The organism is Pectobacterium sp. HCp5_1, assembly GCF_032905925.1.
GTDB lineage: Bacteria > Pseudomonadota > Gammaproteobacteria > Enterobacterales > Enterobacteriaceae > Pectobacterium > Pectobacterium brasiliense_A.
Window position 1 is genome coordinate 132628 of the sequence record NZ_JAUMIO010000004.1, and the last position, 18127, is coordinate 150754.

The following is an 18127-nucleotide window of genomic DNA, read 5'->3' on the forward strand; positions in this document are numbered from 1 at the left end:
TTTTCTATACCAATGACAAGTAAGGATTGTTTGGTAGCTGTTTGCTAAAAATTGTCTCTGGCTTAGAAAGTAAATAGCCATTTAACCGTCGGGATTTACGTGGCCCGCTGACTGTGCAGGTCCAGATATTCAAGCCATTTGCCTGTTTGCGATGCTGGTTTAATTTCTCAAAGCGCTTTTGAATCCACTGCCAATCCTGTAATCCCTCTTGTTTCGCCAAGGTGGCAATTGTGGGGTGCTCCTGTGCATAGCGCTGGAAAATCCCAGGACTGACAAGATAGACCGTATCGTTCACGGTATGCACCATCGCTTTGGCGTCGTTGATTATGAGTTTGCGTGATTGAACTCCTTCCCTCAACCAGGCGATGAAGTGTTCGCTCGAAAGCGGTTTGACAGGCTCAGGTTGGGATGGCGTATCCGAGGTCTGTGGAGGCATGGGCTCATCTGTATCATCAGGTGGTGAGGTGGCGGGTTGTGCAATGTTCGACGCGCTGGGAGATGCTGCGGTGCCGGGGGCTTCGGTTGGTATCAGCATTTCTAGCATGTCTTCCATGACATCGTGTGGCGCAGTGGGGGACGGTGCTGTTGCAAGAACGGGTGTGGGGTGAGCGGGAGGGGCAGATACGGCGGGTTCAGGTGCGGGAAACATCGCGTCGCTGCTATCGGGGGAACTGCTATCGATCGTCACCGTTCCTGTGAAAGGATCTGGACGTTCGGACGCTTCCCAGATCAATGCCGGAGAGAGTTTCAACAGCGTGAAACTGTGTAACCAGCCGGATGTGCTCCTGATGGTGGCTTTCCAGATGGCCTTGCCATCCTGGGTTGGCTGCAGTACGCCATGCTCCTGCAACACGTTGAACACAGCCGTGTTATTGGATGGAATGCCTTCGATCCCCTGTGCCAGCAGATGAGCTCGCAATTTGTCAGAGACGGTCTTGCTGACCAGCCAAAGCGTGTCCTCTGTCAGCCAGCCATCCGAAGCCTGGGGCTGGTTGATTTTCAATTCTTCCTTGAGCAGGTAACGTAACCCGTCGAGTAACTTGCGCTGTAGCGCCTGCTTGGGAGCCGCCAGGATGATGCGGTTGGGATTTCCACCCAGTTCCTGAGCTACCGAAGCGCGATCGGCCTGGATGACGAGTTCGCCCAGCATGCCGGCGTGTTCGTATTGGCCCGCGAGCACATACAGCAGCGAAGTCCAGAGAACCGGGTAGCTGCTGAGCCAGTCGAGGATGTGGTTATCGAGAATTTGCCGGTAGAGTAGGCCAGTGGCAGCGCCATGAAGACGATATTCACGGTCATCCCGGTAGCGAAAGCGGTAGGGCTGTTTCAGCGGCCCGTACCAGGGGTGCCAGAGGCTACCGTCTTCGTGCACGATGTGCAGATCAACAGCAATCTTGCCGATGTCGTGGAGCAGTGCGGCATAAGCGATGGCCGCTGTCCAAGCTTCTGATTGCGCGGCTTGATCTTCGGGAGGCGCGCCTGCAGGCAGCAGGTGGGACTGCCGCAGTTTTAATGCAAAGGCGACGATTTCAAGTCCGTGATCGAGCATGCCGCCATGGTAAGCATGATGATGCGTTTCCGAGGCAGGAAACAACTGTACCAGTTCTGCGTAGCACTCCAGAGGCCTGCGGTAAAGTGCGATGAATTGCTTGCGAGAGAGTGAGGTGCGCTGCCAGATGTGTTCCAGCAGCTTTTGCCGACGAGGTGTGGCCAGCAAAGACGCTGCGGGTTCTGGCTGGAGCAGCCCCTTTTCTGGCACGACAGGATCTGGCTGGGGTGGCGTGGGCTTTTTTCGCTGGAACAGAGTAAACATGGTGATGCCTCAAGTGCGGGGTAAACGGGCCTTTTCCTTTTCTGGGTAGAGCCTTTCCCCTTAACCCATTCCATTACCTGTTATCGGTTTTACCCTTGTTGGAGCCTTTCGATATAGCGTTGTTTGTCTGTGCCATCGAGTATCAATGCGGCAGTGAGGAGTCCTTTTTGTGCTGGGAAATGGATAACGCTATGAAGGCTCGGGGTTGCAGGGACGAATATCACTATGTAATTCTTTCGGTCTGAAGCCAAAGTGTAATTTGCTTCAGACGTAGAACGGTTTGGCAGAGTTAACTGGAAATAAAAATAACGAAGGAAATTGAACGCGATATCAGTACTATCCGGCAGAATATGTTACGTAAGAATCATTACACTCTAGGCGCATGATTTTATTTGAATATTTTTTTCAAGATACGCTAAATACACTCTTTCTAAGATAGAAGAACTTATGAATTTAATTACAGGGACACAGACAGCATCGCCCATAGCAAAGTACCCTTTATTATCATTTTCAGGTAGTATAAAGGTATCCCGTACACCTTGTAGACGGGCATATTCTCTTGGTGTTAGGAGTCTTACACTCCAATCGCCTTTTCCTGCTCTTATCAGAATCTGTTTACTTGAACCACCACGAGGTGTTCTCAAGCAGCCGGCATAACCATCGGTTCGTAGTTCTGCCATTGACTTGCCATTTCGCATTCTCCGGTAAACTGTGCCATATGAATATTCCTTGTTGAGCTGCATTTTTCTCAGTGTGGTCTTATGATTATCGCTCATTTGGGAGTATAAGTGTTCTTTCCGCTCTGAATTCCACCAGCGTTTGTCATTCGCATCCAGATTAGTCTCTACGATTGTAGACAAATCAACTTTTTCTGTGGTAGGAAGAACGATGTCAAAAAGTCCCCAATTTAATTCATTACTCTGTAGGATGATTTTTCTTAGTTTGTTAGATCTTAAATCTGAATTTTTATCAAAGAGCATCCACCAGTTATCAAAAAAGATATCTGTGCTTTTTATGTGCATCACGATTTCTGCAAGCTCAGCGATAACGGCTATTACAAATACTCTTGGACGGCTTTGGGCTGAAAAATTTGCTGCATCAAGTTCAACTATGTCAACAAAATAACCCAATTCAGAGAGGTTCCGAACAGTATCAATGACATCCCTACCACCATGAGATGTTAGAAAACCAGACACATTCTCTAACATTACTACTTTAGGTAATTTATTAGCATTTTTTTTGTGAGATAAAATTTCAAACAGAGCGTTCACGGTTCCTGATTCTTTTCCTGCTAAACCAGCTCTTGAACCGGCAACTGAAAGGTCAGTGCAAGGAAAAGATGCGGTGTATAGAAATACTTCATCTGGTATAGTTTCTGGATTTCTTGCTGCATCCCAGATATCACCCAACCAAAAGTCAGAATCACCAAAATTTGCTATGTAAGTCATTTGCTTATCTTTAGATATGTCATTAGACCAGACGCAATCCCAACCATCTGGACTAAGACCTTCTCGGACTAAACCTACACCAGCAAAAAACTCAGCAAAATTTTTCATTTAACAGCCTGTAGACTTATTGAAAAAATCAAGAATCTCATCTTGTCTCAAGGTGATATTACCATCATTAATTTGTAAAATCAGCGTGCCATTTTTTTCAACGAAACCATAAGAAATGCTTTTTCGAAAACGTTGCCGTCTTAGGTCTGAACTGATATTTTTTTGGTAATTTTTATAGTATAGAGGTTCCCAAGCTTTAAAATAACTATCAGCTAGTTCTGAACCGGTCATTACTCGTACATCGACGCATTTATAATCTTTTGAATAGCTACAAAATAGGTGATTAACTTCGCAGTCTTCCAGTATCTTATGAGCTCCAGTATTTAAGTGATACTGATACTCAAAACTGGAACCTACAGTGGCTGATTTAACTTCCCAGCCAAGTAGGTCAGCACCTGTTGTTCCCGTGCCTTTTCTACCAGTAAGCATAGCTCCAAACAGTTCCCACAGTACAGATGGTACGGAACCTGCGGTTTTCAAATTGTGCTCCGAGAGAAGATTCATTAGATCTTCTTGTTGAATATAAGCTTTATAATATTCGTAGGCTCTGTCGATATTATTCATTAACACCTCCGATCCCAATCAGCAATTCGGCAGGTGATGTGTTCAGAGCTGTTGCTAATTTTACCAAATTAAGAAGACTTATGTTCCTTTTTCCACGTTCGACAGAACTGACGTATGTCCGATCAAGTCCAGTAAGCTCACCTAATTTTTCTTGACTTATACCTTTAGCGTTTCTTAAAACTGATATGTTTTGTCCTAACTGGAATAAGACGCTTACATCATCCATAAGTTTTCCTCACTTAGTTCAAGCGAGAAATCCTCCATTTTTGATACTTATAAGTCTACGGACTTTAAGTCACCCCCCTTGTTTAAAACGCTTTTTTTGGCAACTTTTCGCTCCTTTTTAAAGTTTTGGTAAGTGTTTTCTACCAAATTATGTCTATGCGATACGACTACTGGTTGGCACAAACGTTTCCGAAGGGATTTTGATTGACACGTGCTGCTATGCCTGACAGGTTTGAAAATTTTTGGCTCTGTCAGTGCAATAAATGGGGCATAAAACCTCCGCTTGGTTAGGTGGTTTATGTATGGTATTTCTGCTCTAATCTAAGTAGATAAGGCGATTTCCGTAACAAAATCGCGTATCAATCGCTGTAAGGTGGGCTTTCGGTATAAACGGGTAACGCAGGTATACGATGACCATGAATAGCACGAGCCATAACAGTATTGCAGAACGCTTTGCCCGTTGGCTTGGCAGAGGCTGGCGTAGCTATGTGCGTTGCGAGCAACAGATATCTTGCTGGTTTGTCGATCAGGGGATGCCCGTTAGGGTAGCGTTTGCCCCGCTGTGGATTGTCAAACTGGCTCTTTTGGGACTATTGCTTTATGCGGCATTCTGGTTGGCGCTCCTGCTTATTTTTGTTGTCGCTGCTGCTATGGTGGCTAATGCCGCTGGGCTCGGCGATGAGCCTCCAAAGCCTGAGTGGCGTAACGGCCCTGCAGGATTCGGGCTGTATACCTATGATGGCTTTCGTATTGATCCGCATATTGACGACGACTAAAAGAACTTATTTTTTCGATATGGATTTAAGCGCCATGTCACCCCCTTTGGCTCCTGCTGCTTTGGCATCACTGGTCGCTCCCGCAAGCCCTTGAAGAACATTGCCGGTTCGGATGCCTGCCCAAGCTAACGCCATGATCCAGAATGTGGGTAGTACGATGAACATCGAGCCCACAACGAAGTTCAGCAACATGTCACCGAAGGTATTGTTCATGCCCACAAGTGGATCAAAATTGTTGTGTGGCCGATTCCAACCCCATCCCCATCCGTAAAGTGCATCGAGGATCGTACTGTCGAGCCAGCGTGCGAGCTGGAACCAGAAATCCACAAAGAACAGCGCAAACTGCACGATGCTGAGCGTGACAACGGTCTTCAGGTCGTAAGTACTTACCAGGAGCACCAGAGGGATACAGATCACCAGCGCCATCTTCAGTAGTGCAAGCACCATCGGCAGTGCCTGGCGCACGACGTCCAATGCCGGGAATGCGGCGATCCCTCCAATGGTCATGCCGATGTCGCCTGCAGCACGTGTGACGATATTCGGTAAGGTTTTGTCGATTTGGCCGCCATAATCGGTGTAGACACTGCCTTGGTTGAGTTTCTGCTGGCGGGGGGAAGCAAGCGCCCTGATCACCGAGTCATCCACCTCTGCACGGCTGATGAATCCTGCCCAGTTGGCGATGCGACTAAGTAGGCTGGGGTCGATCTGTGCCAGCAGGCGCGCACGCAAGCCGTTGCCACCATCGCTCCACCACTGGCGGCAACTGGGGTAGCCCGCCCCGCTTGGCACCTGAGCCAGTCCAGCGTCACGAGTGCTGTCGTAAGCCCAGCCCTCACGTGGTGTCTTGGCGCGGTAGGTGTCGTAGAAGCCTCCGGTGTTGACAAAATAGGTCGAGCCGATCCAGGTCACGTCGTGCATTTGTGCTTCATCAAGATCAGGACGATTCATGAACAGTTTGGCGCGTGCAGGGCCGTAGCAGTCGTGGGTGAAGTCTGCGACTTCCTGAGCCAGTAGGGGATCGTCAATACGGGTGGCATTGATCTCCATCCGCACTTGTCTCAGGTCGGTGCCGCATGGGATAGCCGCCACCGAGGCTCCCGTGATCGCGCGTGAGAGCGCATGCATGAAGGCCCACCATACTGGCACTTTTGCGCTCTGGTTGTTGAGGGTGCTGAAGGATTGTGACCAGCCTGTGTCTTCGGGCTGTGGCACGCTGATCTGGCACTGTGCCGAACGCGCCTGATCGTACCTGATCGTGTTGAGGTCAACATCGATGAACGGAATACCGGCGAACATCACCACCACGATCGCTACCCATACCCGGTTTTCAATGCGCATTGAAGACAGGACGCCCTTGTTGCCTTCGTCAGCACCCTCGGTACGGGATCTCAGCCACTCGTCGATGATGATGGCCACGAAGGGGAGGACGAACACACCGCTGGAAACCAATACTGCCCAAATGCCGTTGTGGACGACCCAGCTCACCAGGGTCAGGTAATACTCCAGATAATCGGTGGTGAAAAGCGTCATGGTCATATCCTCTATACGTCCTGCACTAACAGGCTGAATTCCAGTACCAGCAGTGCGGCGATACCGGAAACTTCGGCACGAATGAGCCTGCGCCGGGCATCGGGGCTGGTATCGCGTAGGAGCAGGCGGCGGCGCATCCACAGCCAGCCATAAACGGTGGCACCGTACAGGCACACGCGCCACAACAGGAAATAGCTGCCAGTATCGGCCAGCCAGTGTTCCCAGCCAGCGATGCTTCCAGCAAAGTAGATGCCCAGGACGTTGACTGTGACGGTGATGATCAGCAACGCCACCGTCCACAGAAGGAGTCTGGCGGTACGCCAACTGAACAGACGGTGTGATCGCAGCCTGGCAAGACTCATGGCGTGCCTCCGGGGCTGGGACGCTGCAACTGGTCAAGACGGTTGGGTACGGGATCACCTTCATAAATGCCACGTGAGCCGGCTGTACGTGCGCTGTGACGTTGGATGATGGCCATCGGCGAGTTGTTGGCAAGTTCGCGGCGCAGTTCAAGCTCGGTTTTGAGATTGAGGATCTCGCGGTCAAGCGTGTTGCTTTCCTGATCGATGGCGGCGACTGCCAATTGGTTGGCGGCGACGTTTGGCTCTTTCTTGCCGGTCAGTAGCGTACGTTGCAGCAGCAGGGCTTTTTCCAGTACCGATGCCAGCGCGACTTCGGAGGCCAGGCGTCGGGCCAGAATGTCTTGATCAGGCTCGTCACGCAGTGCCTCGATGACGCTGCGGGTGATCGGTAGTGAGGCACTGCCTGCTTCGCGAAGGTTCTCGAACGTGGTATTGCGGGTTCCGTTGACCAGCGCCTGCAGGGCTTCCAGCTTGGTGTCGTATTCGTCCTGGATGACTGGGGTCAGCCCGACGCCTGGTACGGTCTCGGTCTTGGTGCAGTCTTCGCAGGTACGCTGTTCCTGCTCGCCCAACACGCGGGTGGCAAAGTCGATGGCCTGCTGTGGTGATGCCCAGGTCTGGCAGGACAGGCTTTGGCAATTTGCCGTGTCGATGGATGAGGTGTCTGCCACATTGCGACCATTGACCAGGTTGTAACCTGCACGGGTGACATCGCTGACGACCTTGATTGACCGTTGACCGGCTCCACCGGCATTGCTGCCACCGACCCACGGCACCCCGTCGTTGCCCCGGTTTTTTTCAGCCTGTTCAATAGCCGAAACGGCATCGGTACTGGAGACCGCCTGACGCAGCGCCATGCCTTGGGCAATCTGGTTCCAGCCGAGCTGACCACCTGCGGTGTCTGCCATGCGCTCAGCCATCGCCTGGCAGGAGAGTTTGGAGCGGTCAAAGTCGAGTCGAGCCTGCAGAACGCCATTGGTCAGCAGGTTGTAGAGCCCCGGGTCGGCCCGCTGGATGATGAGCGCGGGCAATGAGGCGACCGCGCTGGTGGCGTTCTGGATCACGTTGCTCATGATGTTCTGGAAGCCGTTGGTCAGCCCGTTGAGCTGATTCTGGATTGTGGTACTGATGTTCATGTCGCCGCAGATCAGGTTGCTGTTCCAACCCACACCGACACCCATCGAGCGCATGCCGGCCGCACCGCTCATCGACACGGCGTTACCGCCGCCGATGGAGTACATCACCTCATCGCCAATGACGGCACCGCTGTTCTGGAAGCCTCCGTTCTGTGCCTGCGCCAGGCCACAGTTCAGAGCCAGTACGGCAACCAATAGTGCGGGTTGCCGCAGGCGTGGCGCAGGAATGGAAAACGCTTTCGGTTCGAGCCGTTTCATCATCATGTCCTCAGTTGAAGTCCACACTGCCAAGAAAGGTCTGTCCGCGTCGTTGGCAGCAGCTATAGGGTCGCCAGAGTGCCCAGACGTAATCGCCTTGCTGTGCCTGAACCAGGGGTTCTTTATGCGGGAAGACCGTGCAGGAGGCAGACAGGCGAGGGGCCAGTTCTTGCCATTTGCCGGTCGAGGCATCGCTTTCCATCAGTGCGCCTGCAGGCCAGTAACCGTCGCGTGCGTTGGCGAGCAGGGGGTGGTACACGTGCAGTTGTCCTCGGCGGGTCACGATATCGCCTGCCCGCTGGGCGACCACGGCGCTGGCCTTGTAGCTGTCCACTTGATGCAGAAAACCGCCACGTGGATAGACGTTGCCCCACAGGTTCAGTGTGGTGCGTGCACCGATCTCGCGCATACCGGGGATCAGCGCCTCGGGATACACCGCTTCGGGAATGTTGTAGCGCCATGCGATGGTATCGAGTGTGCTCAGCAGGTACGGCATGAAGGTGGTGCCGGCACCGTCGCAGATGTAGCCTGATGACGAGGCAAACTGACTAAATGCCTGGCCGCCAGGGTGGCCGATCACGTCTGCGTTACGGAAACTGGAGAGATTGTTCTCGTTGCCATGGTTGCTGGTGCCGTCACCACCGCTCTGCGCCGTGGTGTTGGGCATACTCATGGCGCGCACTTCAACCCACGGGTTGTCGCCCGTGTTGCTATAACTCGATACCACGGCGTCGGGAACGTAGTGCCTGACTTTGACGGAGGTGCGTACCGAACAGCCGAACTTGGTGCAAAGCAGCCAGTAGCAGATCCCGGTGACCCGGTATTCCAGGCAATCGGGGGATAGCGATGAGGCGACGATGGTGGCGGTATTGAGGGCGAACGACGAACTGGCCGCCGTAAGCAAAACGGTGGCAATACTGGTGCGCAGGTGGCGTGAGCGTTTCATGGCTGAGTTCTCCTGTGCGTGTTGATGAGTTCAACCGCTCTGGCGATGTCGGGTTCGCCATAAACCACATACCGTTGATCAACGATAACGGCGGGCAGGGTGGTTATGCCCAGGCTCCAGGCATCGACAACGTCCTGATAGGCTTCGTTGATGCGTTGCTGCAGGGCTGTGCCGCCTTCTCTCAGGCGTTGTTGCACGATGATGGCGGCGCGGGCGGGGTCTTGGGGGAGGTTGGCGGCCAGTTCGGCTTCGATGCGTTGAGCGGCGTCCAACTCAATGACCCGCACAGACGGGTGTTCGACCTGCACCGGATGGCGTCGATCAGTAACGACGATGATGTCAGCGGCGAAGGCGTCGGTAGCGAACAGCAGCGCGTACAACCAGGCGGTGATGGCGAGTGGATTCAGCCTGGGCAAAAGGAATGGAAGGGGATACGTCAGCATGTCGAGCCACCATGTAGTTGCTAATGGTGGTAGTCCACTGCAAAGCCGAGTGGGGCACGACAAACAAAAGGACGCTGACGGTCACCGTATTGATGAGAGGAGTGAGTCGACTACTCTTTCAAGTTGCGCTCGCGTGTATATCCCTAACTGGAGCAGGTCAAATTCCTGACTTCAACCCAGTGGGTGTCCATATGGCAGGGAGGTGATGCCACGCGCATGGTCAATCATTTCGGCTACTTTGAGTGCGGCATCCAACTCGCCAATGCCGAACTGCTGCATCAGTTGGTAGCGTTCGGCTTTTTCCTCGGGCTCGGTCTGCGCCAGGGCGAGATAGAGGCTGGGCGGGACGGCACGGAAGAGCACTTCCAGGTTCTTGGAGAGGATGACGCCTTCGGTGAATTTGCCAGATTCTTTGCGCGCGGACAGCATCAGCGCCTTCTGCGCGGGTGTCAGCTCCCTGAACCTTGCGATTTTCTCCACCTCGTCGGGTGGCATCGACAGGCAAATCCACCACTCGATCATGTTGAGCATGGGTTCTGCCGCCTTCGGTAGATCGTCGATGTTTTGTGTCGCGAGCCAAAACCACGCACCCAACTTGCGCCACATTTTCGTGACCTTCACGACGTAGGGCGAGAGCAAGGGGTTTTTGGTGATGATATGGCCTTCGTCTGTCACGTTGAGGATGGGGCGGCCCAGGAACTGGTCACGCTCGGCGATGTTGTTGACGGTGTTGATAAGCGAGATATAGGCGATCGACAGTTGTGCGTTGTAGCCTTCACGTGCATAGGTCGCCAGGTCGACCAGGGTGATGTCGGCCTCGGGCCAGGGCGTTCCGTCACGGTCAAACATTTCTCCGTCGCTGCCCTGGCAGAACATATCCATCGCGTCGGCCATCTCCAGCAGGCGAACGCGCCGGATTTCCGGCAGCGTGGTGTCATGACCTCGCTCTCGCAGCGCATCGCGCACATCACGGGTCAGCACGGTACGGTTGGCAGTGACGTAGCGCTGAGCGGCGTCCAGAATGCATTGGCGGATCAACGAGCGGTCAGCCCGGGTCATGCGGGCTTCTTCCTTGTCTTCACCCCCCGTGATCATCAGGCGTGCCGTGATCTCCAGTTCGCCCAGCACATCGCGCTGTTCGTCAGCTTCGGCTTCCTTGCTCTGCTGCTCATCATCCAGTTCATCGGCATCGAGTGTCTGTACATCGCTGGGTGTTTCGATGAGTCGGCGGGCATCGGCGAACGGCGCAAGGCTCACACCAGCTCCGGGGGCGAGCTTGACCCGGTTGACGGTCAGTCCCAAGCGCCGGGCGAACTCGCAGAACAGACCGAAGGAGTTGCCGGCCTCCACAATGAAGATGCGTGGACGATAGATTGCAGTAACTTGATTGAGAAGGTTGTTGAGGGTGGCGCTCTTGCCCGAACCTGTAGGGCCGAACAGGAAAAGGTGCGCGTTCATCTGCCGATCCAGGCGGTTGAAGGGGTCGAACGTGATCAGGCCGCCTCCACGATTGAAGACGGTGATGCCTGGATGGCCTGTACCCTGGCTACGTCCCCAGGACGGCGAGAGGTTGGCCACATGCTGGGCGAACATCAGTTGCGTGTACCACTGTTTGCGATCTTGGGCCGGGTTGTACATACACGGTAGCCAGCGCAGATAGGTGTTGAGCGGGGCGACTTCGTCCTCTTCGCGCACTGGCTGCAGGCCTGCGCCCAGCATCACGTTTGCCAGTTGAAGGCCCCGTCTGTCGAGTTCCGCTTCATTCCGGCCGCGTAAATAGAACGCCAGGCTGGCGCGGTACAGCTTGTGAGAACTGCCGATCAGCGAGCGTGCCTCTTGCACGTCTGCCAGGGTTTGTTCGGACGCCAGCGTCTCGCCAACGGCTTTCTTTGCCAGGTGATTCAGGTGTGCTTCGAGTACGTCCTGCGGTGTGGCAACCAGTGTCAGGCACATCATCGTGTCTTCCGGCATCTGGTCGAACAGGGTGTTGATGGCATCGCCCTTGCGATTCTCGCCCGTCATGTGACCCACGCTGGGTGGTGTGCGCAGGCGGTCGGTCATCATCACCCGATGCGGCATGCCGTCAAAATGCCACACGCCCCGGACCGCATCTGAGCGTGGCTGGCCGAAGAACAGCCGCTGACTGAAATCACACCCGGAGGCCAGCTCGATTTCATCGGCCTCGTGGGTGTCCGGGTAGGCGGTCAGTTGGTAGAAACGTTCGCGGTCTTCGGCGCTGGTGCCCAGCAGCGTGGGGTGTGGGTTGAACCAGCGCAGTAGCCAGTCATGGATGCGCGGCGCGTCCAGGCGCTGGGTGCGGATGCCTGCGTTGGCCAGGCCACCACACAGGCGGTCACAAACCACATTCAAAGCCTGCTCGGGTGTCTGGCCGCGTCGTGCCGTGCTGCCAGCGGTACGGCGATAGACCACCATGCGTACCCGTCGTGTTTGTCCGCGCCAGGGCAGTCGCGTGACTGTGGCATCCTCGAACAGGCCTCCCGGTTTTGCTACCGCGCGCAGGTGATGGGCCATCGAACGTAGATAGAACTCGGTGAAGCGTGAGTGCTGCGCTCGCGGCTGGATGTAGCCACGAAGGGTCTGCAGATACGGGTCAAAGTTGGTCTCGTCCTGAGCGTAGAGTTGCAGCACCCAGGGGTTGTCGTCGAGCTCGTCGAAGCTGTCCTGCAACGCGTTTTCCAGCGCATCCCGTGCCTGAGCCAGCCAGGCTGGCTCGCGGCCTTCGGTGCCCAACGGGGTCAGTTCGAAGAATGCGGCGACCGAGATACCATCTTCCAGCAGCATACTTTGTGATTCGGGCAGGTATTCGACCCAGGGCAGCAACGCGACGAACGATGGCGCAACGTCGTACAAGGCCTGCTCATCCGCTTGCGTGGCGGGACGGCTCTCCCTCACGGTGGCTCCGGGTTCGGGAATGCCCGATTTTCGTAATGCATCGATGTGGCGCTGCCAGCCGTCCGGTTGTTTATCTTTGGTAGGCACAGAGGGTTTGCGCCAGGGACGTGACCAGACCATCAGTAATCCTCCGTACGTTCGCCCGGCATTGCGTACTGCACACGTTGGTAGAGGGGGAAGATAGTCGTGTAACCCGGCACGGGAATCGGGTCCGTCCCCGCCAGATGCGGGAATACGTACATCAGCAGGTCGGGATTCGGCAGTCGCTGAAACTGACTGCGTACTTCATTGGCGGCGGTACGCGTGTAGTGTGCCTGTTCTGCAGGAGCAGCTTGCACATCCGCGTGGCTGAGTGGACGGCGCAAGCTTTGGCGGGCATCGAGCAGTTGTCGATAGGCCATCTGTCCCACTCGGCCCCCATTGCCGCTCTCTTGCTGCCAGATGTCCTGCATGGTTTGGCCGCCATGGGGTAACAGGTCTTCCTTGCTCGTGGCGCAGCCGGTCAATACGGTTACGGATAGCATGATTGCCAGCGGTTTAGTCCAGTTCGAGCGCATGGCTTTCTCCTGTGCGATGGTCGATTTTGCGACCTTCGGGCTCATAGTCGATGGCGAGGGGTTTTTCGAGGTGAACAGCGACGTGTGCGCCTGGTTTCACATAGACCGCTGCGAATGCCTGTCCATAGAGCTTGTTGACCCAGTCCGACATGTCGCGTACACCGCCGGCGAGAATACGACCCACAGCCTCGTTGCTGCTGATGCCCACCGTACCGATGGAGCCGTCGGCACCGGCGTAGGACATTTGACCGCTGTCTGAATCGATGAGCGATGCCGCGCCAGCCCCTGCAGCGGTGATCAGCGCCTGTGTGCCGAGATACTGCTGGGCATTGCTGCGGCGCTCGCCGGACACGCACGGGATACCGTAGGGGTCGCTGATCCAGCCCAGGCCGTCTTGATCGTTGTTGCGCTGATTGCCATCGCCGTCTTCGGGGATAGTGCGAATGGTGCCGTCATGAAACACGAAGGTGATGGAGCGAACTTGCCCCCTGACGCATGAGAGTGTCCAGTCGCCGGAGGCGGTGCCGCTGAATACCGCTCCAGCCACATCAGGAATATCGATTCCGTTGGCCGTGAGGTTGTCGGGGCCGACCAAAACTTTGAAAGGGTAGGGGTCATTGACGGTGCCATCGATGGGCACGCGACCGATCAGCGCAGTCATCGCGACAGAGCCCATCAGCGTCGAATTGGTCGGTACGGTGTAGACGGCCCTGGCAGTTTTGACGCCAGCAGCCCTGGCTCCCGCATCGGTTACAGGGCTGGCCGTGGTTTCCAGCGTTTTCTGGGCTGGGGCTGGCCCGAAACGTGTCGGAAAGCTCGGCGCAGCGTTGCCATGACGGCCCTCAGTCTGTCTGACATCATCAGGCTCTACCCAGCGGATCGTGGTCTCGTCGCTGAATCCTTCCGCATCCCCGTCTTGCAGGCCGAGACCGACGGGCAGGTCGCCGTGACCGCCGCTGCCCATGCTGTCCAGCCGCCGTTGCAAATCTGCCAGCAGACCTTCGGTCTTCTGGCGCTCGCTGCTGAGTTGTGCCTGATCGCGGCGCAGGCTGGTTCGCTCGGACTCCAGTGCGGTGCTGATGCGCTGGTCAATGGCGCTTTCGCGCTGACGCAAACGCTGGTTTTCTTCTCGCTGTGCCCGGTTGTCGGTGGTGGCAGTTTGCAGCTCGGTGCGCAGTTGTCGAACCTGCGCCACCAGGGTCGCGACGGTATCACGGGGTGTGTCCCCTTCGATGCCCAGCGCCTTCATTTCCTCCGGGGTGAGCTGGCTGGCTGTCTCTGTCGAGGCAGGGGACTGTGTGCTGCCACCAGAGAACATGCGGATGCCAACGAACAGCACCAGCAGTGCGACGGGGATCATCAGCCATTTCAGCAGACCGTTACTGCGCATGCTGCACCTCCGTCGTCGGGCTTGTCGTGGTTTGTACGTGCCTGGCGGGATCAAAGCGTTGGATGGCGGGTAGCAGTGACTGCGATAGCCCATGCTGGCGGGTGACCAGATACAACACGGTGGTGTCTTCGGGGATGCCGTGTGGGCCAAGCGCCGGATGCTGGAAAGTGGCGGTGAGGAAGTCGCCCTGAAGTGTGCGCGGATCGAGTTCGACCCAGCCCCCCTCCATATGGGTCAGCCGCACGGCAGTCACCCACTGATCTTCCAGCCGCCATGATGCCAGCGCGGTCGCCTGAACAGGCAGCGTCGGCAGTAAGGTGTCGAGTGGCAGGTCGCGGCGCAGGTTCACGCGCACAATGCCGGATACAGGTTCAACGGTGCGCAGTGGGGCGTACAGATTCTGTGCGGCGTAGCGCGTCAGTACCACGGCCACGGGAGTTTCACGTTGTGTCGGCCTGTCCTGTTCTTTGATGGGGGCATCGGTTTGGTTGTCCTGTTGCTGGCCATAGCGCGGTGGCGTGGTATTGCCCTCAACGATGCGTACCGGCTCAAGCGCCGGCTCACCGTCTTTGGCGGGGGAGGCCGCAATGTCGAGCAGAATCAGCGTGCCGCTGTCAGCGTCCTGCAACTGCAATCGGGTGGGTTCGATGGGCTCACTGGCTCGCAGGTAAATTGCACCTCCAGCACTTTGTACGCGCAGTCGATCGCCGACGCTGGCCGGGACGCCAACACGGATGTTGCGATCCACAAACACAATGCGTTCCTGTCCGACCGTAAGGGGAACGGCAAGCGGCAGTCGCTCCCAGTGCAGGATCTCCACAGCATGGGCTGCGGGAGTCAGCATCAGGGACAGCAGCCCCAACCAGATGAGACGGAGAGGGTGATGCTTCATGGGGTTTCTCCCTGTGTACCCAGACCGCCACGACTCGGTGGCTCCGGTGTGGGGGTTGTGATGCGTTGCGGGGCACCGTCGTAGCAGTCGAGCATGAGGCCAAACGGATTACGGGCCGGATCGACATCGGCACGTGCGACTTTCACTGGGTAACGCACCAGGGCGCGTTTGACCTGTTCCGGGCCGTGGTACTCGTCGGCGCTGAGGTCGAGTGTCACCACCCAGTCGCGGTTGGATATTGTGCGCACCCGTGCTGTGGGGTTGTCGCCATAGCCGCGCCCTGGGATTTCGTAGACACCGCGTACGCGCTGCCGCAGTTCTCCAGTACTGCGGCGATAGTCGTAATCCGCCTGCAGAAAGGCACGGCATGCTGGGGTGAGGTACGGCGACAATGCATGCAGGTTGCGTGCGTAGTCCTCTTCCCCATTGGTTGGCCAGCGATTGAGTTGCTGGAATACATAGAAGGTGAAAGCGTAGACCGACTCGGGAGGCACCTCCCACCAGGCACGTGCGCTCCCCGAGCGCAGGTCGGGCGGTACGTGAATGGTCAGGTCACGCGGTGCGCTCCACCAACCGGCCCCCATCACCAGTGATACCAGAAGTAATGCACTGGCACCGATACGAAGGGTCTTGATGTGTGCCTGTAGATGTGTGACTTCGTTCTTGAATCGGCTCATCGCGTTGTCCTTCTATTCGACCAGAAGCCTGAGTGCGTGATCAGTCGGTGTCCGCCGACCCAGCCTGTAAGCAGCGGATAGCGGGTCGTGATGTGCCATTGCAACTGGCGGTACAACCAGGTGTCGGGGCGACCGCGCTTCTGTCGTCGCAGGAAGCCGCCACCAACGAACACGCCGCAGGCGATGCCCAGCACAATGCAGGTCGGTGCCAGAGCGATGGTCGAAAGTAGCCAGGACAGCGGGATGCCGATGAGCAACCCGGCGCTACCGGACAGGCCACAGCAGATCCACAGCTCATCGGCTGTCAGACCGCGCACCACCACCGGATGCCTATTGAGCCGATGCGGCAGGAACGTGACGGTGCCGTCTGCGCGGATATGAGGATGCGCTGACATGTCCAGCCCCTCTCACAAAATGCCGGTAGCTTCGGTCAGCAGCCAGATGCCGATCACCAGCAGTACGGCCCCAACCGCAACCGTCAGGCCGAACTGGCCCCAGGTTTTCTTGCCGTTGTGGATCTCGGCGTAGGTGCCGTACGCGTGATAGCACACACCGATGAACATGCTGGCGACTACCAGAAGCGCGACCAACAGGACGATGTCGTAGCCGTAGTTGCGGATGGTTTCCATGATGCCGCCACCTGTGCCACGCGAGGGATTTTCCAGTTGCGGCAATCCCTGTGAGAATGACAGTGAGGGCAAGGTGGTCAGGCTCAAAGCCAGCGCGACGCGCTGAACGAGGCGAGTGGGAGAGTGGTGGTATTTCATGGGGTTGATCCTTTCTGGTTACGAGAGGAGGAAAAACGTCAGTACGAGGTACATCGCGAGAAAGCGCACGATGACACCGAGGAACTGACGCTGGTTGAGCTGGTTCTCGGCCCAGCCGACGTAGGCGGTGCGGATGGCCCATGCGCCCCATAGCAGCAGAACAGCGAACACGATGCCGATCAGGACAGTGGACATGGCTGCAGGTGTAATACTGCTGTTTGCCTGGAAGGCGCTGATCTGTGCGGCAGTCATGGCTGGCCTTCTGGGGAGACGTTGCTGCGCTCGGATACCGATTCCTGGCGGTAGTGACTGCTCAGCTCGGTGGCGTCGCGCGGCTGGGCGCGCGACGGCGACAGATGGAACTGGATGCCTGTGCGTACACGCGCTAAATCATCGAGCAGTCGGGGGTAGTCGAAGTGATAGCGTTCGCCTGGTGCAGTAGAGGTTCTGGATGCGCTTTGCGCAACGAAGTGCTCCAGTGCGTCGAGCTGGCGCAGTGCGGCCGCCAGTTCTTGACGCTGGGCTGATGTGTCTGCGGAAACTGATAGTGATGCCCCCATCCAGAAGATGGCGATAAGTAGAGCAGTACTGTAGCGTACAGCACCAGCATAGATAGAAATCCCCATAGAATCTTCCCTCGTAAGAACACAATGCTGTGATCATGACAAGAGTTCAGGGCTTATGCTGTAGACAATAGGTTTTTAACGAAACCTGATTTAATTGATAGCAGAATAAATATAAAAAAATAAATAAATAGCATGATAATTTTCTTTCTTGAAAGAAAAGATTTAATTAAGCATTTTATTTCTCATTGAAAAGATGTATTTTATATTTTTGTTAAATCTAATATTTCAAATGTAAAGGTAATCAAAGAGAAAATGCCAGCGCTGAAAACTTATGTTGGTTTTATTTCCCATGCATGGAAATACCATAGCGAATACGAACGATTGACTGAAATGCTTAAAGGCGCTCCGAATTTTTTATTCAGGAATTCCTCTGTACCAAAAACAGATCCTATACCTACACCTATCACAGACGAGAAGCTGAAAGCTGCTTTAGATGAACAAATTCGAATCGCTAACGTTGTTATTATCCTTAGTGGTATGTATGCAGCTCATAGTGACTGGATCAACACTGAAATAGCTATTGCGGCTAAATATCAGAAACCCATTATTGGTGTAGTGCCATGGGGACAGCAACGCATACCTGAGGTTGTTCAAACTGTTGCGAAAGAAATGGTTCGCTGGAATACTAACAGCATCGTTACAGCTATCCGTAAACATGCAATGTAACAAGCAGTTTGTGGACAAAGAGAGAATTAT

The 18127-nt window shown here is 55.4% G+C and carries 20 protein-coding genes; 2 read left to right on the forward strand and 18 right to left on the reverse strand.

All coding sequences use genetic code 11. The annotated features are described in order from the left end of the window. Positions 1 to 4: 4 nt before the first annotated feature. The 4 genes from mobH to Q3A88_RS04740 all read right to left on the reverse strand — a co-directional run bounded on the left by mobH (position 5) and on the right by Q3A88_RS04740 (position 4159). On the reverse strand, positions 5 to 1813 hold the full coding sequence (mobH, locus tag Q3A88_RS04725; RefSeq protein WP_317177499.1) for a MobH family relaxase: 1809 nt from the start codon (positions 1811 to 1813) through the stop codon (positions 5 to 7). 374 nt (positions 1814 to 2187) lie between these two features. Continuing rightward, positions 2188 to 3369 carry a DNA (cytosine-5-)-methyltransferase gene (locus Q3A88_RS04730; RefSeq protein WP_317177500.1) on the reverse strand — a complete coding sequence of 394 codons (1182 nt, stop codon included), beginning with the start codon at positions 3367 to 3369 and terminating at the stop codon, positions 2188 to 2190. Next, positions 3370 to 3933, reverse strand: a complete 564-nt coding sequence (locus tag Q3A88_RS04735) for a hypothetical protein (protein ID WP_317177501.1) — start codon at positions 3931 to 3933, stop codon at positions 3370 to 3372. Continuing rightward, positions 3926 to 4159, reverse strand: coding sequence for a helix-turn-helix domain-containing protein (locus Q3A88_RS04740; RefSeq protein WP_039525837.1), 234 nt, complete (start codon positions 4157 to 4159; stop codon positions 3926 to 3928). Before Q3A88_RS04740 ends, Q3A88_RS04735 begins: the two co-directional genes overlap by 8 nt. A gap of 415 nt (positions 4160 to 4574) precedes the next feature. Here Q3A88_RS04740 and Q3A88_RS04745 point away from each other — a divergent pair, with 415 nt between their 5' ends. Next, the gene (locus Q3A88_RS04745; protein ID WP_317177502.1) at positions 4575 to 4934 is read left to right on the forward strand and encodes a DUF3742 family protein; all 360 of its coding nucleotides are present in this window, start codon (positions 4575 to 4577) and stop codon (positions 4932 to 4934) included. 6 nt (positions 4935 to 4940) lie between these two features. On the opposite strand, the gene Q3A88_RS04750 is transcribed toward Q3A88_RS04745, so the two are convergent. The 14 genes from Q3A88_RS04750 to Q3A88_RS04815 form a co-directional block, all read right to left on the reverse strand. Then, positions 4941 to 6464: a conjugal transfer protein TraG N-terminal domain-containing protein gene (locus tag Q3A88_RS04750; RefSeq protein WP_317177503.1), complete on the reverse strand. Its 1524-nt coding sequence runs from the start codon at positions 6462 to 6464 to the stop codon at positions 4941 to 4943. An 11-nt stretch (positions 6465 to 6475) separates the two neighbouring features. Next, on the reverse strand, positions 6476 to 6826 hold the full coding sequence (locus Q3A88_RS04755; RefSeq protein WP_198338707.1) for a hypothetical protein: 351 nt from the start codon (positions 6824 to 6826) through the stop codon (positions 6476 to 6478). Beyond that, entirely contained in the window at positions 6823 to 8220 is a 1398-nt protein-coding gene (locus Q3A88_RS04760) for an integrating conjugative element protein (RefSeq protein WP_317177543.1), read from the reverse strand. Before Q3A88_RS04760 ends, Q3A88_RS04755 begins: the two co-directional genes overlap by 4 nt. A 10-nt stretch (positions 8221 to 8230) precedes the next feature. After that, positions 8231 to 9166, reverse strand: coding sequence for a TIGR03756 family integrating conjugative element protein (locus tag Q3A88_RS04765; RefSeq protein ID WP_317177504.1), 936 nt, complete (start codon positions 9164 to 9166; stop codon positions 8231 to 8233). Further along, positions 9163 to 9609 (reverse strand): TIGR03757 family integrating conjugative element protein, encoded by a 447-nt coding sequence (locus Q3A88_RS04770; RefSeq protein ID WP_317177505.1) that lies wholly within the window; start codon positions 9607 to 9609, stop codon positions 9163 to 9165. The genes Q3A88_RS04765 and Q3A88_RS04770 overlap by 4 nt, the downstream gene beginning before the upstream one ends. A gap of 171 nt (positions 9610 to 9780) precedes the next feature. Next, positions 9781 to 12642 (reverse strand): conjugative transfer ATPase, encoded by a 2862-nt coding sequence (locus Q3A88_RS04775; protein WP_317177506.1) that lies wholly within the window; start codon positions 12640 to 12642, stop codon positions 9781 to 9783. Further along, the gene (locus Q3A88_RS04780; RefSeq protein ID WP_161128640.1) at positions 12642 to 13079 is read right to left on the reverse strand and encodes a TIGR03751 family conjugal transfer lipoprotein; all 438 of its coding nucleotides are present in this window, start codon (positions 13077 to 13079) and stop codon (positions 12642 to 12644) included. The genes Q3A88_RS04775 and Q3A88_RS04780 overlap by 1 nt, the downstream gene beginning before the upstream one ends. Then, the gene (locus Q3A88_RS04785; protein ID WP_317177507.1) at positions 13060 to 14469 is read right to left on the reverse strand and encodes a TIGR03752 family integrating conjugative element protein; all 1410 of its coding nucleotides are present in this window, start codon (positions 14467 to 14469) and stop codon (positions 13060 to 13062) included. The genes Q3A88_RS04780 and Q3A88_RS04785 overlap by 20 nt, the downstream gene beginning before the upstream one ends. Next, positions 14459 to 15361, reverse strand: a complete 903-nt coding sequence (locus Q3A88_RS04790) for a TIGR03749 family integrating conjugative element protein (protein WP_161128642.1) — start codon at positions 15359 to 15361, stop codon at positions 14459 to 14461. The genes Q3A88_RS04785 and Q3A88_RS04790 overlap by 11 nt, the downstream gene beginning before the upstream one ends. Continuing rightward, positions 15358 to 16038, reverse strand: coding sequence for a PFL_4703 family integrating conjugative element protein (locus tag Q3A88_RS04795; protein WP_249651823.1), 681 nt, complete (start codon positions 16036 to 16038; stop codon positions 15358 to 15360). The genes Q3A88_RS04790 and Q3A88_RS04795 overlap by 4 nt, the downstream gene beginning before the upstream one ends. Next, on the reverse strand, positions 16035 to 16433 hold the full coding sequence (locus Q3A88_RS04800; protein WP_129712328.1) for a TIGR03750 family conjugal transfer protein: 399 nt from the start codon (positions 16431 to 16433) through the stop codon (positions 16035 to 16037). The genes Q3A88_RS04795 and Q3A88_RS04800 overlap by 4 nt, the downstream gene beginning before the upstream one ends. A 12-nt stretch (positions 16434 to 16445) precedes the next feature. Then, positions 16446 to 16805: a TIGR03745 family integrating conjugative element membrane protein gene (locus Q3A88_RS04805; RefSeq protein ID WP_025920322.1), complete on the reverse strand. Its 360-nt coding sequence runs from the start codon at positions 16803 to 16805 to the stop codon at positions 16446 to 16448. An 18-nt stretch (positions 16806 to 16823) separates the two neighbouring features. After that, positions 16824 to 17057, reverse strand: a complete 234-nt coding sequence (locus Q3A88_RS04810; protein WP_137742619.1) for a TIGR03758 family integrating conjugative element protein — start codon at positions 17055 to 17057, stop codon at positions 16824 to 16826. Beyond that, positions 17054 to 17431: an RAQPRD family integrative conjugative element protein gene (locus tag Q3A88_RS04815; RefSeq protein ID WP_306798051.1), complete on the reverse strand. Its 378-nt coding sequence runs from the start codon at positions 17429 to 17431 to the stop codon at positions 17054 to 17056. Before Q3A88_RS04815 ends, Q3A88_RS04810 begins: the two co-directional genes overlap by 4 nt. A gap of 252 nt (positions 17432 to 17683) precedes the next feature. On the opposite strand from Q3A88_RS04815, the gene Q3A88_RS04820 reads away from it, so the two are divergent. After that, the gene (locus tag Q3A88_RS04820; protein ID WP_249651825.1) at positions 17684 to 18097 is read left to right on the forward strand and encodes a TIR domain-containing protein; all 414 of its coding nucleotides are present in this window, start codon (positions 17684 to 17686) and stop codon (positions 18095 to 18097) included. The last annotated feature ends 30 nt before the right edge of the window (positions 18098 to 18127 follow it).